Genomic DNA, 10851 nt, shown 5'->3' with positions numbered 1-10851 from the left:
TTTCCCGCTAAAAGACTGAGACTGCTATCATGGCCACCACGCTGTTTAAAGATTTTCAATTCGAAGCCGCCCACCACCTGCCGAACGTGCCGGCCGGGCACAAATGCGGCCGCCTGCACGGCCACTCCTTTATGGTGCGGCTGGAAATTACCGGCGAAGTGGACGCGCATACCGGCTGGGTAATGGACTTCTCCGAGATCAAAGCGGCTTTTAAGCCGGTCTACGATCGTCTGGATCACTACAACCTGAACGACATCCCGGGCCTTGAGAACCCGACCAGCGAAGTGCTGGCCGCCTGGATCTGGCAGCAGATGAAACCTGTGCTGCCCCTGCTGAGCGCGGTAATGGTCAAAGAGACCTGCACGGCGGGTTGCGTTTATCGCGGGTAAGTAATGCAGCAGTACAAAAAATAGTCATTGCACACTCCCTGTTTATTTGCGAAAATTTCGAATAAATGCTTTCAGGAACAGGCAATGACCACATTACAGAACAAGCTGCCTTCACAACATGAAGCCGAGCTAGCAAAACTTTGCAGCCGCGAACTTTCTGCCATCCTCGAAACGCGCGCTGAGACTCAGCAGGTCTCCGTGACTGATAAACGTGGCCAGGTCCATAATGTTCGTATTCCGGTCAACGCACTCCGTTTGCTGGTAGATGTGCTGACAGAGCTGGGTGAAGGTAACGCTGTTCGGCTGGTCCCGGTTGGTGCTGAGATGACCACTCAGGAAGCCGCTGATATGCTTAATATTTCCCGTCCGACACTGATTCGCCTTCTGGACTCGGCCGAGCTGCCTTATCATCGCACTGGCAACCGCCGAAAGATTCGCTTTTCCGATGTACTGGCTTACCGGGATCGGCTCAAAAATGCCCGCCTTGATGCACTGGATCAACTTGGGGCAATCGATCAGCAACTCGGAATGGGATACGAATGAGCGCGGGTTATGCCGTAGTACTTGATGCCTGCGTTCTTTATCCGGCACCGTTACGCAGTTTCCTCATGTACCTCGCTGCCGGAGGACAGTTCCGGGCGCACTGGACAGAAGATATCCATGAAGAGTGGATCAGGAACCTGTTACTGAATCGTAAAGAGTTAGCCAGACCTCAATTAGAGCGTGTCAGGGCATTGATGGACAGACATGCTCCCGACGCACGGGTAACCGGATATCGTGAATTAATTGATTCCATTACCGGGCTGCCCGACAAAGACGACCGACATGTTGTGGCTGCAGCGATAGTCGCTCAGGCAGCAGAAATTGTGACATTCAATCTGAAGGATTTTCCGGATGAGGTTCTAACCAGATGGAATTTGCGTGCAATCCACCCCGACAGTTTCATCACCAGCCTGAGCGATTTGGATATTACCCTCGTACTGGAGGCAGCCCGACGCCAACGGGCCAGCCTGAAATCTCCACCTTTTAGCGCTGACGAATTTCTCGATTGCCTGCTGCGCCAGCAGTTACCAGAGACCGTATCGCGACTGCGTCCACTTAGCGGTCTGCTCTAAAGAAGCTCTGATGCTAAAACTGTGCTTTTACAGGCTGGAATCGCTAACAGACTGATTGATTCTCAGGTTTACCCCGCTTTACTTTCCTGTCATCTCCCTGTCATTCCCCCCCACTACATTGTTGGCTCACTCATTAAAGATCAAGAGAATCAACGATGAAGCTGTTAAGCAAACTGTCTGTTCTTGCCCTGGTTTTTTCAGCCTGCGCCCAGGCCAGTACCATTAATATCCTCGACTTTCCGCAGCCGGAAAATAACCCGGAAGAGTTCTACGCCCTGACCGAGATCCCGGCCGGCGGCATTATCAAGTATGAAACCGACGCCAGAACCGGCTTTATTATCGCCGACCGTTTCCAGTCGATGCCGGTAGCCTACCCGGCCAACTACGGCTCACTGACCCAGTCGCTGGGCGGTGACAACGATCCGCTGGACGTTGTCTTCTACACCCGCGCGCCGATGGCCCCCGGTACGCTGATCAAACTGCGCCCGATCGGCGTGCTGAAAATGATCGACGGCGGCGAGTCCGACGATAAGATCGTCGCGGTGCCGGCCAGCAAGATCGACCCGACTTACGACGACATTAAGTCAGTCAGCGACCTGCCAAAGATTGAACAGCAGCGCCTGGAAGCCTTCTTCCGCGTCTACAAACAGCTGCCGGAAGGCCGTAAGAAGGTCGAGCTGAACGGCTTCGGCGATGCCGCCGCCGCCAAAACCGAAATCAAAGCGGCCTATGACGCTTATAAAGCGAAAGCCGCTCAGTAAGGCAACAGGTGCGGGTGGTGACGGGCTGCCCACACCTGTCCCCCCCCCTTTCTGCTTAACCCTTAACTCCCCCCTTACGGCGAATATAACCGTGCCAGTAGTGCGGCCAGCGCTGCTCTTTACCTGAGTTATTTACCAGAGTGGCGAGAATCACCAGCGCAACACTGCCTAACAGAACCGGCGTCAGCAGGAAAGACCAGTTCATCACCTGCTGTCCGGCAAGAATGATTACGATCGGGTTGGCACCAGCAGGGGGATGAACTGTTCGCGTAACCTGCATCAGCAAGATAGCCAGACCGACTGCGACGGACATGACGATCGCTGAATCTCCCAGCGTATAAAGCGCAGTCATGCCCACCGCCGCAGCGATCAGATGCCCGCCGATCACGTTACGAGGCTGTGCCAGTGGCGATGCTGGTACGGCAAACAGCAGTGCGCAGGTTGCCCCAAACGGTGCCATTAGCCAGGGTACGCCGGTTGACGCAGCCAGATACCCCAGCAGCAGGATCCCCAGAGTGCTGCCGATAAATCCCCTGACCAACTGCATCACGCCAGGTCTGGGTGGCAACTGGCCACCGCCGGATAATTTTTTCATCTCTCTCTCCTTAATGCTCAACGTTAAACCACAAGGTTCTGTGGTAGCCTTAAACGTACAGATCTGTACAAGTCAAAATGTACAGATCTGTACACTTAACGGCAATGCTGATTTTGCGGGTAGAGAGGAACAATTTTGTGAGTAAAAGTGAACACATTCTGGACGTTGCTGAGACCCTGTTTAACCAGTTCGGTTATTCAGCCGTAGGGGTTGACCTGATCAGGGATCACGCCAGGGTATCTAAAACGTCGATGTACCGGCATTTTGGTTCCAAAAATAAGCTGATTGAAGCTGTACTGATCCGACGTCATCAGCGTTTTGAAAATACGCTGGGCAAGGCCGTCATCGCCGGTTCGTCCACTGAAGAGAAGCTTAATGCCCTTCTGGATTGGCATTTCGCCTGGTTTCGCGAAGCAGATTTCAAAGGCTGCATGTTTATGCACGCCTTTGCGGAGTTCAAATACGCCGATCGGCTCCTGGCCGATCGTGCACAGCAGCATAAGGCCTGGCTTAAGGCGCTGATTGCCTGCGCTTTTGACGTCGACGAGGCGCGGTCTGAGGTTTGCACGTCACTGCTCCTGACCTGGTTTGAGGGGCTGATCGTCACAGCAGAATTTGGCGACATCGACGCCGATCGCGAACTGTACCGTTCAGGAATGCATGCGCTTGCCGCTACGCGCTTCCCCACTTATGCTCAGTAATGTCTTTGCCCTGCAGGCTTAGCACTGTCAGCCGCTAACCTTTGCCGCCCCTGCCCCCCAGACGTGACTTATTACGACCCGTGCCGCCACTAAAGAGCGGCATCGGGTGCTCAGTCTCTGACAGCTAATGCCGCTTAAGCGCCCTTACTTTCAACCAAACAGATAAGCCCGGCTTTATGTTTTTTTGTCGCAAGCTTAGCCAAAATAAACTTATTCTTATTCCGTCTACTATATTAAATGACGATATAAGGGCGGTTTTCACCACCGTGCTACGCTCCCGCCATAAGTTCAGATAAGAAATACTACGATCCAGGAAAGGTGCCCGATGCCCACATGGCTGACGTTAGCAATAGACTCCTTCTGGCCGATGCTGTACGCCGGCCTGACATTCACCATTCCACTCACCTTAATCTCCTTCGTGCTCGGCCTGTCGCTCGGTTTCCTGGTGGCGCTGGCGCGGTTGTATGGCCCAAAACCGTTAAAGCAGCTGGTGCGTTTCTACGTCTGGCTGATCCGCGGCACGCCGCTGCTGGTGCAGCTGTTTCTGATTTTCTACGCGCTGCCCAGCGCGGGCATCACCATTGACGCCTTCCCGGCGGCGGTGATCGGCTTTACGCTGAACATCGGTGCTTACAGCTCGGAGATCGTGCGCGCTACGCTGCTGTCGGTGCCCAAGGGACAGTGGGAAGCGGCGCATTCGATTGGCATGAGCTGGCCCCAGGCGCTGCGGCGCATCGTCATCCCGCAGGCGGCACGTATCGCCGTGCCGCCGCTGTCGAATACCTTTATTTCACTGGTAAAGGATACCTCACTGGCCTCGGTTATTACCGTGCCCGAGCTGTTCCTCGCCGCGCAGCGCATCGCTGCCGTTACCTATCAGCCGCTGATCCTCTATACCGAAGCGGCGATTATTTATCTGTTAATCAGTTCGGTATTGTCCGCCCTGCAGACGCGGCTGGAAAAAAAGCTGGAAAATACTGCCCCGCGTAAGGTGCATAGCCATGATTAAGTTATCCGGCATTGAGAAAAGTTTTGATGACAACCCGGTCCTGAAGAACATCAACCTGACCATTAACGAAGGCAGCGTCACCGCGCTGATCGGCCCGTCCGGCAGCGGCAAAAGCACCCTGCTGCGCTGCATTAACCTGCTGGAGATCGCGCAGGCGGGTGAACTGACCATCGGCAGCGAGCAGATCGTCTTTACCGGCAGCCCGCGGGTGGGCAGAAAAGACCTGCAGCGCATCGCCGGGCAGACCGGCATGGTATTTCAGAATTTTCAGCTGTTCCCGCACCTGACGGTGATTGAGAACATCACCGAAGGGCTGATCGTGGTACAGAAACAGTCACGTGACCAGGCGCGGGCGCGGGCGGAAGCGCTGCTGGAGAAGGTCGGCATGCTGCATAAGCGGGATGCCTGGCCGTCGACGCTTTCCGGCGGCCAGCAGCAACGCGTGGCGATTGCCCGTGCGCTGGCACCGTCACCCAGGGTGCTGCTGTGCGACGAACCGACCTCGGCGCTGGACCCGGAACTGGCGGTGGAAGTGGTCGCGGTACTCAGGCAGCTGGCGCTGGAGGGCACCACCATGCTGATGGCCACCCACGACCTGCGGCTGGCGGCCAATATCGCCAATAACGTGGTGTTTCTGGAGGCGGGTGAAATCGTCGAATCCGGCACTTCACGCGATATTTTTACCCGGGCACAAAAGACCCGAACCCGGGCGTTTATCTCAACGCTGACCGAAACCCTGCCCGATTCATGGGAAATTTAAACCACAACCACACACGGCATTCAGGAGCACTAAGATGAAAACACTCGCAACGCTGGTCTTTGCAGGCCTGGTTCAGCTCGGCTTCGCAGGCGGCGCACTGGCTGCTGACGATCTGGCAAAAATCCAGTCCGCCGGGGTGCTGAAAATCGGTACCGAAGGCACCTATCCGCCCTTCACCTTCCATGACGCCAGCGGCAAGCTGACCGGCTTCGACGTCGAAATTGGCCGCGAAGTGGCAAAACGCCTCAACGTAAAGGCGGAATTTGTCGAGAGCAAATGGGATGGCCTGGTAGCCGGGCTGGATGCTAACCGGTATGAAGCGGTGATTAACCAGGTGTCGATCACTCCGGCACGTCAGGCGAAGTATGATTTCTCCGAACCCTATATCAGCTCCAAAGCGGCGCTGATCGTGCGTAACGACAACACCAGCGTGAAGACCTTTGAAGATCTGAACGGCAGGAAATCTGCCCAGTCGCTGACCAGCAACTTCGCAGAACTGGCGCGCAAATATAAGGCGGAGATCGTTGGTACCGACGGCTTTAACCAGTCGGTTGATCTGGTCGCCAGCGGCCGCGCCGATGCCACCATCAACGACAACCTGTCGTTCCTCGACTTTAAAAAGCATAAGCCGGACGCGCCGGTGAAAATCGTCGCCACCCAGAGTGACGCCGAGCAGGAAGGGATCCTGATCCGTAAAGGTAATCCGGAGCTGAAGGCGGCGATCGATAAGGCCTTAGCCAGCATTAAGAGTGACGGCACTTACCAGCGCATCTCGCAGCAGTACTTCGGTGCTGACGTGTCGAAATAAGGTAACAGCCCGGCGACAGGCGCGGATCTTCGCGCCTGTCGCAAAGTCCCGCTACGCCCCGCCTGTAAGCCGAGCCGCCATCTGCAAGCCGCACCGATCCGCGTTTAACAACCGTGCCAAACCCTGTAAGCCCCCTCTACTCGCCGTTTAACAATCGTGCCGCTTCATCGCCGCTGAACCACTGCGCCAGAAAATCCAGTAACGCGCGCAGCCGCGGCGACTGGTGCTGGCGTGAGGTGTAGATGGCGTAAACGCCGAGGTCCTCCAGCTGCCACTCGGGCAGCAGCGCCACCAGCTGGCCGCTGGCCAGATACGGCCCGGCGCTGAAGGTCGGCTGCATTGAAATACCGCTGCCGGCCAGCGTGGCGGCCAGCAGCATCACCGAATCGTTGGCGCTGAGATTACCGCTCACCGCCACCGCCTCCAGTTCCTCACCCCGACTGAAGTGCCACAGGCTTTTGCCAAAGTGCGAATAGGCCAGGCAGTTGTGCTGTGCGAGCTGCGCCGGCGTCTGCGGCGTGCCGCTGCGCGTCAGATAGTCCGCTGAGGCGCAGATCACCGACCGGCAGCGATGCAGCGGGCGGGCGATCAGGTTGGGCTCCAGCTGTGAGGTAATGCGCAACGCCAGATCGATGCGCTCCTCCACCAGGTTGACCCGCTGGTTGCTGATATGCAGATCGATACGGATGCGCGGGTGCTGACGCTGGAAGGTGTCAATCGCCGCCATCAGCACGCTCTGCCCCAGCGACAGTGAACAGGAGACGCGCAGCAGCCCAGACAACGCGTCCCCTTCCGGCTGGTTGCTGTTCTCGATTTCCACGGCCAGCGCCATCAGCTGCTGACAGCGGGCCAGCGCATGCTCCCCGGCCGGGGTCAGGCTCAGGCGGCGGGTGCTGCGGTGCAGCAGTCGCGCCCCGGACCAGCTCTCCATCTGCGTCAGATAGCGGGTGACCATCGCCCGCGACATCGCCAGCGTTTCCGCGGCCGCCGACAGGCTGCCGCGCTGAACGATAGTGATAAAAACCTGTGCTGCGGTCAGCCTGTCCATCATATGCCCGTTTTATGCAACAATCTGTTGCCTGATAGTCGGTTTATCCGGCCCGTTTTGCAATCCACAATAGGGGACTTTTCGCATCACAGGTTAACTGCCATGAAACGTTTATCGATTTTACTGCTGGCCGGCGCGGCCAGCGCCCCGCTTTACGCCGCCGAACCGCTGCAGCTGCAGGTTTATAATCCGGGCGAAGCCAGCATTTTCCCGGTCTCCAGCGAGATCATCTCCGGCCCGCACGAAGTGGTGCTGATCGACGCCCAGTTCCAGCGTAACGACGCCGAAGAACTGGTCAGACGCATTAAGGCCACCGGCAAAAAGCTGACCACGGTGTTTATCAGCCAGTCCGATCCCGACTACTACTTCGGCCTCGACACCATTAAGCAGGCGTTTCCACAGGCTAAGATCGTCGCCACCGCCGCCACCGTCGCGCTGATCAACCAGACCAAAGACCATAAGCTGGCGTTCTGGGGCCCGAAAATGGGCGACAACGCGCCAAAATCGCTGATCGTGCCGCAGGTGCTGGCGGGCAGCAGCTTCACCGTTGACGGCCAGATCGTTGAAGTTCAGGGCAGCCACGGCGCGGAGCCGCAGAACGGCTGGCTGTGGGTGCCGGCGCTGAAAACCGTGCTCGGCGGCGTGCAGGTGTCCGGTGACAATATTCACGTCTGGCTGGCGGACGCGCAGACCAAAGCCGCGCGCGAAGTGTGGCAGCAGAAGCTGCAGGCGATCGCCGCGCTGCAGCCGCAGCGGGTGATCCCGGGGCACTTCCTGCCAGGGGCAGCGGAATCATTAGAGTCGGTTAGTTTTACGCTGAACTACCTGAAAAAAGCCGAGGAGACGCTGACGCAGACCAAAGACGCCGTCGCCTTTACCGAGGCGATGAAGGCCAGCTATCCGGCGTTGAAAGACGTGTCGAGCCTGGAACTGAGTGCGAAAGTGCTGAAAGGGGAAATGCAGTGGCCGTAACGGCGTTTGCAAAGGTAACACAGGCGTAGCGGGCGGCAGTCGCAGCGGTAATCCCGTGCGGCAGAGCCGGCCTGAAACGTTCCGTTTACGGCGTCTTCAGGGCTGTGTGCGGTGACGAACGTGGCCTCGATACGTGGCGATGTTCACCGGCGTGGAGAACGCCGGTGAACGTGGCATCAGGCAATATTCAGGTACTTGTGGGTCTGCATCGACAGCCGCCAGTTGCGGGCAATACAGGTGTCGATGCACAGCTTAGTGGCATCGTCCTTCTGGCTGATCGGCTGCAGCGCGATAATCCGCGCCTTATCGTCGATGAGCGTCGCCAGCAGCTCGTCCAGCGCGTCGATATCGCGCTGGCGGGCCACCGGGTGCTTCACTTCATCGGCACGAACCAGCGCCGAATGCAGCACGTCGTAGCCGCCGCGCATATTCACCTTCGGCGACACCGTCACCCAGGTGGTGGCGGTGCAGCGCACCTCATGGGTGCCGCTGGTTTCTATCTGGCATCTGAAGCCCTGCTGCTCCAGTTCGGCGGTCAGCGGCGTCAGGTCGTGAATGCACGGCTCACCGCCGGTAATCACAATATGCTGCGCCGTCCAACCGTGCTGGCGGACAACCGCAATCAGCGCTGCGGCGTCGGCCGCGCCCCAGGCATCGGTTTCCACCGTTTTCAGCAGGATATCGCCCAGTGAGGTTTCCCGATCGGCCAGCTTATCCCAGGTGTGTTTGGTATCACACCAGCTGCAGCCCACCGGGCATCCCTGCAGGCGGATAAAAATTGCCGGAACGCCGGTATAAATCCCTTCGCCCTGCAACGTCTGGAACATTTCATTTATCGGGTACTGCATTGACTTCTCGACTGGTGGCTAAATAACGGGCGCAGATTATGGCAGATTGCGGCAGCAACACCAACCATCCTGTGCCCTCCGGCCGTCCTCAGTCGTTAAAAGGTCTCCCAGTTGCCCTCATCAGCGGCCAGCGCCTTGCGCGGAGCCGCCAGCTGCGGGGTTTTAAGCGCGGGTAACGCGGGCGCCACCCGCGCCACCGCCGCCGGCTGACCAATTTTAAACACCGCCACCGTCTGGGTCAGGCGGCTGGCCTGCTCCTCCAGCGAGGCCGAGGCCGCCGCCGACTGCTGCACCAGCGCGGCGTTCTGCTGGGTCACCCGATCCATCTCGGTGACCGCCACGCCGATCTGGTCGATACCCCGGCTCTGCTCGTCGCTGGCCGAGGCGATCTCGCCCATGATATCGGTGACGCGTACCACCGCGCTGACGATTTCATTCATGGTTTCTCCGGCGGTGGTCACCTGCTGCGAACCGGCGTCGACCCGGCTGACCGAGGCCTCGATCAGGCCCTTAATCTCTTTCGCCGCCTGGGCGCTGCGCTGGGCCAGGTTACGCACCTCCCCCGCCACCACCGCAAAGCCGCGGCCCTGCTCGCCGGCCCGCGCCGCTTCCACCGCGGCGTTCAGCGCCAGAATATTGGTCTGGAAAGCGATGCCGTCGATCACGCTGGTGATATCGGCAATGCGTCGCGAGCTGTCGGAGATTTCGCTCATGGTTTTCACCACGCCGTCAACCACCCGGCCGCCCTTCCCGGCGGTTTCCGAGGCGTTTCTGGCCAGCACCGTTGCCTGGCGGGCGTTATCGGCGTTCTGCTTCACCGTGGCGGTCAGCTGCTCCATGCTGGCGGCGGTCTGCTCCAGCGAGGCGGCCTGCTGCTCGGTGCGCGACGAGAGGTCGCTGTTGCCCTGAGAAATCTCGCTGGCGCCGGTATAGATGGCGTTTGAGCTGTCGCGTACGTTGCTGACGGTGTTAATCAGCGAGTGCTGCATCTGCGTCAGCCCATCGGCCAGCTGGCCCATTTCGCTGCGCCCTTCGACCGCCAGCGTCTGCGACAGGTCACCGGCGGCAATGCGTTGCATATGCGCCAGCAGCTGCTGCAGCGGGGTCAGCAGCACGCGACGGATCCCCTGCCACACCGCGATCAGCAGCACCACCAGTACCACCAGCACCGACGCCAGCGTCCACAGCATATTGCTGTAGCCCTGCTGATTCTGGTCCGTGCCCACCTGCAGCAGCTGACGGTTCTGCTCCCGCCACTGCTCATAGGTGCTCTCCAGCTCATCCTGCGCCTGCTGCGTGTCGAGGTTGCCGTAGGCCTCATAGTTGTTCGCCGCGAGGAACTGAATCGACTGCTGCAGCAGACCGTGCAGCTGCTGGTAGCGCGCGCCGACCGCGTCGGCCAGCGCCGCGCTCTCGCCGCTGACCATTGGCATATTTTGATACTGGCTAAAGTGCTGCTGCGCGTCGTCCAGCGTCTCGCGCGCCTGGCCAAGCAGTTTCGCCATCGCCGCCAGCGAGGCGTCATCGGTCTGCTTCTTCAGCATGCGGATCGCCACGCGGTTAATGGTGACGCGGGTTTTGACCAGCGTCTGCCATGCGTCGCTGAGCTGCCCCTGCTGCTGGGTGAGGATCCCGGCACGGTTGAAGTTGGCCTTATCCTGGCTGATGGCGTTAAACGACAGCCCGCTGGAGACCAGCAGCAGCGCACTGAAAATGAGCAGCATAATAAGGATGCTGGTGACAACTTTAACGTTTTTGAACATGGTGCTCACTCTGTAGTGGGGAGGATGGCGGACACCACTGATTATCGGTTAACAACGGCGGGAACTTTAGCCTCGGCGGCAG

The 10851-nt window shown here is 58.7% G+C and carries 13 protein-coding genes; 9 read left to right on the top strand and 4 right to left on the bottom strand.

The annotated features are described in order from the left end of the window. The first annotated feature begins 29 nt into the window (after nucleotides 1-29). The 4 genes from queD to GKQ23_RS05815 all read left to right on the top strand — a co-directional run bounded on the left by queD (nucleotide 30) and on the right by GKQ23_RS05815 (nucleotide 2265). The gene (queD, locus tag GKQ23_RS05830; RefSeq protein WP_048917133.1) at nucleotides 30-389 is read left to right on the top strand and encodes a 6-carboxytetrahydropterin synthase QueD; all 360 of its coding nucleotides are present in this window, start codon (nucleotides 30-32) and stop codon (nucleotides 387-389) included. 84 nt (nucleotides 390-473) lie between these two features. Continuing rightward, nucleotides 474-932, top strand: coding sequence for a helix-turn-helix domain-containing protein (locus GKQ23_RS05825; RefSeq protein WP_072166260.1), 459 nt, complete (start codon nucleotides 474-476; stop codon nucleotides 930-932). Further along, a complete protein-coding gene (locus GKQ23_RS05820) occupies nucleotides 929-1504 on the top strand; it encodes a PIN domain-containing protein (protein ID WP_212410014.1) in 576 nt (191 codons plus the stop codon). The genes GKQ23_RS05825 and GKQ23_RS05820 overlap by 4 nt, the downstream gene beginning before the upstream one ends. A gap of 155 nt (nucleotides 1505-1659) precedes the next feature. Continuing rightward, nucleotides 1660-2265 carry an inorganic diphosphatase gene (locus GKQ23_RS05815; RefSeq protein WP_212410013.1) on the top strand — a complete coding sequence of 202 codons (606 nt, stop codon included), beginning with the start codon at nucleotides 1660-1662 and terminating at the stop codon, nucleotides 2263-2265. Nucleotides 2266-2320: 55 nt separating this feature from the next. On the opposite strand, the gene GKQ23_RS05810 is transcribed toward GKQ23_RS05815, so the two are convergent. Beyond that, nucleotides 2321-2860, bottom strand: a complete 540-nt coding sequence (locus GKQ23_RS05810; RefSeq protein ID WP_212410012.1) for an HPP family protein — start codon at nucleotides 2858-2860, stop codon at nucleotides 2321-2323. 137 nt (nucleotides 2861-2997) lie between these two features. On the opposite strand from GKQ23_RS05810, the gene GKQ23_RS05805 reads away from it, so the two are divergent. From GKQ23_RS05805 to GKQ23_RS05790, 4 genes are all read left to right on the top strand, one after another. Then, complete coding sequence (locus tag GKQ23_RS05805) at nucleotides 2998-3561, top strand: TetR/AcrR family transcriptional regulator (RefSeq protein ID WP_249168478.1); 564 nt, start codon at nucleotides 2998-3000, stop codon at nucleotides 3559-3561. A 325-nt stretch (nucleotides 3562-3886) separates the two neighbouring features. After that, complete coding sequence (locus GKQ23_RS05800; RefSeq protein WP_056232103.1) at nucleotides 3887-4570, top strand: amino acid ABC transporter permease; 684 nt, start codon at nucleotides 3887-3889, stop codon at nucleotides 4568-4570. Continuing rightward, the gene (locus GKQ23_RS05795; RefSeq protein WP_212410010.1) at nucleotides 4563-5330 is read left to right on the top strand and encodes an amino acid ABC transporter ATP-binding protein; all 768 of its coding nucleotides are present in this window, start codon (nucleotides 4563-4565) and stop codon (nucleotides 5328-5330) included. The genes GKQ23_RS05800 and GKQ23_RS05795 overlap by 8 nt, the downstream gene beginning before the upstream one ends. A 34-nt stretch (nucleotides 5331-5364) precedes the next feature. Beyond that, nucleotides 5365-6138, top strand: coding sequence for an amino acid ABC transporter substrate-binding protein (locus GKQ23_RS05790; RefSeq protein WP_056232099.1), 774 nt, complete (start codon nucleotides 5365-5367; stop codon nucleotides 6136-6138). A 136-nt stretch (nucleotides 6139-6274) separates the two neighbouring features. On the opposite strand, the gene GKQ23_RS05785 is transcribed toward GKQ23_RS05790, so the two are convergent. Continuing rightward, nucleotides 6275-7186: a LysR family transcriptional regulator gene (locus GKQ23_RS05785; RefSeq protein WP_056232361.1), complete on the bottom strand. Its 912-nt coding sequence runs from the start codon at nucleotides 7184-7186 to the stop codon at nucleotides 6275-6277. A 102-nt stretch (nucleotides 7187-7288) separates the two neighbouring features. On the opposite strand from GKQ23_RS05785, the gene GKQ23_RS05780 reads away from it, so the two are divergent. Then, the gene (locus GKQ23_RS05780; protein ID WP_212410009.1) at nucleotides 7289-8158 is read left to right on the top strand and encodes an MBL fold metallo-hydrolase; all 870 of its coding nucleotides are present in this window, start codon (nucleotides 7289-7291) and stop codon (nucleotides 8156-8158) included. Between the two features lie 176 nt (nucleotides 8159-8334). Here the strand turns inward: GKQ23_RS05780 and queE are convergent, their stop codons facing one another. Continuing rightward, entirely contained in the window at nucleotides 8335-9006 is a 672-nt protein-coding gene (gene queE / locus GKQ23_RS05775) for a 7-carboxy-7-deazaguanine synthase QueE (RefSeq protein WP_212410008.1), read from the bottom strand. Nucleotides 9007-9101: 95 nt separating this feature from the next. After that, nucleotides 9102-10769, bottom strand: coding sequence for a methyl-accepting chemotaxis protein (locus GKQ23_RS05770; RefSeq protein WP_212410007.1), 1668 nt, complete (start codon nucleotides 10767-10769; stop codon nucleotides 9102-9104). Nucleotides 10770-10851 lie beyond the last annotated feature (82 nt).

The sequence above is a fragment of the Erwinia sp. E602 genome (assembly GCF_018141005.1).
GTDB lineage: Bacteria > Pseudomonadota > Gammaproteobacteria > Enterobacterales > Enterobacteriaceae > Erwinia.
This window is presented reverse-complemented; position numbering and strand designations above follow the sequence as displayed.

Coding starts and splice junctions, on each gene's coding strand:
- queD (WP_048917133.1), top strand. CDS start 30: ATGGCCACCACGCTGTTTAAAGATTTTCAATTCGAAGCCGCCCACCAC.
- GKQ23_RS05825 (WP_072166260.1), top strand. CDS start 474: ATGACCACATTACAGAACAAGCTGCCTTCACAACATGAAGCCGAGCTA.
- GKQ23_RS05820 (WP_212410014.1), top strand. CDS start 929: ATGAGCGCGGGTTATGCCGTAGTACTTGATGCCTGCGTTCTTTATCCG.
- GKQ23_RS05815 (WP_212410013.1), top strand. CDS start 1,660: ATGAAGCTGTTAAGCAAACTGTCTGTTCTTGCCCTGGTTTTTTCAGCC.
- GKQ23_RS05810 (WP_212410012.1), bottom strand. CDS start 2,860: ATGAAAAAATTATCCGGCGGTGGCCAGTTGCCACCCAGACCTGGCGTG.
- GKQ23_RS05800 (WP_056232103.1), top strand. CDS start 3,887: ATGCCCACATGGCTGACGTTAGCAATAGACTCCTTCTGGCCGATGCTG.
- GKQ23_RS05795 (WP_212410010.1), top strand. CDS start 4,563: ATGATTAAGTTATCCGGCATTGAGAAAAGTTTTGATGACAACCCGGTC.
- GKQ23_RS05790 (WP_056232099.1), top strand. CDS start 5,365: ATGAAAACACTCGCAACGCTGGTCTTTGCAGGCCTGGTTCAGCTCGGC.
- GKQ23_RS05785 (WP_056232361.1), bottom strand. CDS start 7,186: ATGGACAGGCTGACCGCAGCACAGGTTTTTATCACTATCGTTCAGCGC.
- GKQ23_RS05780 (WP_212410009.1), top strand. CDS start 7,289: ATGAAACGTTTATCGATTTTACTGCTGGCCGGCGCGGCCAGCGCCCCG.
- queE (WP_212410008.1), bottom strand. CDS start 9,006: ATGCAGTACCCGATAAATGAAATGTTCCAGACGTTGCAGGGCGAAGGG.
- GKQ23_RS05770 (WP_212410007.1), bottom strand. CDS start 10,769: ATGTTCAAAAACGTTAAAGTTGTCACCAGCATCCTTATTATGCTGCTC.